3 protein-coding genes are annotated in these 1471 nt (G+C 48.6%); all 3 read left to right on the plus strand.

Features of this window, described 5'->3' with window-relative positions; all coding sequences use genetic code 11:
• The coding region (locus tag HW443_RS11215) for a tRNA-ribosyltransferase family protein (RefSeq protein ID WP_176238225.1) at window positions 1-370 on the plus strand (370 nt) is incomplete at its 5' end.
• Window positions 371-661 (plus strand): preprotein translocase subunit YajC, encoded by a 291-nt coding sequence (gene yajC, locus HW443_RS11220; RefSeq protein ID WP_176232256.1) that lies wholly within the window; start codon window positions 371-373, stop codon window positions 659-661.
• A complete protein-coding gene (locus tag HW443_RS11225; RefSeq protein ID WP_176235427.1) occupies window positions 662-1336 on the plus strand; it encodes a phosphohydrolase in 675 nt (224 codons plus the stop codon). It begins immediately after the preceding gene.
• Window positions 1337-1471: the final 135 nt, after the last annotated feature.

Genomic DNA, 1471 nt, shown 5'->3' on the forward strand with positions numbered 1-1471 from the left:
AGTGGAGTTGGGTGTGGACATGTTTGACTGCGTCTTGCCCACCCGGCTGGCCAGAAATGGAGCTGTCTTTACTGACAGGGGAAAGGTAAATATCAAACTATCTCGGTTCACCGACGATTTCTGCCCTCTGGATGAGAACTGCTCTTGTTACTGCTGCCGAAATTATAGCCGTGCCTATCTTCGCCATCTTTTTTTATGCAAGGAGATCCTGGCCATCAGGCTATTGACCATACATAATCTCTGGTATACCAGCAATCTTATGAGAAGGGTCAGGGAGGCTATCAAAGAGGGAAGATTCAGGAAATTTAAGGAAGGATTCAGGAATGGTTATTTTAACGATAATTCGAGAGCAGAGAAAGGAGCGCCGTAGGTGGATGCACAAACTTTTCTACAGCAGTACGGTTTTTTGGTCTGGATAGTGATCCTGGTAGGTAGCTTCTGGCTTCTTTTCATTCGTCCCCAACAGCAGAGAGCCAGAAGACATCAGGAGTTGGTAAAAAGCCTTAAATCTGGCGATGAGGTGGTAACCATCGGTGGAATGTACGGCAAAATCAAGAGTGTATCAGACGACAAGGTTACCCTGACCATAGCCAAAGGCGTAGATGTTGAGATGAGTAAGACCGCTATTGCCAGAAATTTGAGCAAATCCAAGCAGCAGTAGATGCAAAAAACAGAAGTCATCACTCTTAACCAGGTTAAAAACCATCCCTCAGTGGCGACCTTTATTGCTCGGGCCGATGAGGTTCTGGGGGCCATGGGATATACGGAGCACGGTTATCGACACGCGGACCTGGTGGCAAGTATTGCCTATAATATCCTGAGCTGTCTTGATTTTCCTCCCCGAGAAGCAGAGCTGGCCGAGATCTCTGGCTATCTCCATGATATGGGCAATGTGGCCGGAAGGCAGGACCACGGAGCTGCAGGAGCCATCCTCTCCAGCATTGTCCTTCGGGAACTGGGCATGCCGGAGGTGGAGATTGGAATTATCATGAGCGCTATCGGAACTCACGAAGAGGAGAACGGAAGTGCGGTCAACCCGGTCTCGGCCGCTTTGATTATTGCGGATAAGTCAGATGTGCACAGGACCAGAGTCAGGAACACCGATTTCTCCACTTTTGACATCCACGATCGGGTAAACTATGCCGCCCAGCGATCCTTTCTGAGGGTGGTCTCAGCCAAGAAAACTCTGTCTCTGGAGATCGATATTGATACTGAGATTAGCCAGGTGATGGAGTATTTTGAGATCTTCTTGAGCCGTATGGTCATGTGCCGCCGGGCGGCCGAGCTTTTGGGATGTCAGTTTAAACTCATCATTAATGGAGTAAGCCTTCTTTAAAAAAGGGGAGGAGTAATAGATGAACCGACGAAGAAAAAACTTATTGATTCTGGCTTTTGTGGTGATCCTGGTGGGAGTCTCCCTCTATCATATCTTGACAATCTCTACTCGCCTGGGCCTTGATCTGAGGGGGGG

Source organism: Candidatus Hakubella thermalkaliphila (assembly GCF_013281975.1).
GTDB classification, from domain to species: domain Bacteria; phylum Actinomycetota; class Humimicrobiia; order Hakubellales; family Hakubellaceae; genus Hakubella; species Hakubella thermalkaliphila.

Coding starts and splice junctions, on each gene's coding strand:
- HW443_RS11225 (WP_176235427.1), top strand. CDS start 662: ATGCAAAAAACAGAAGTCATCACTCTTAACCAGGTTAAAAACCATCCC.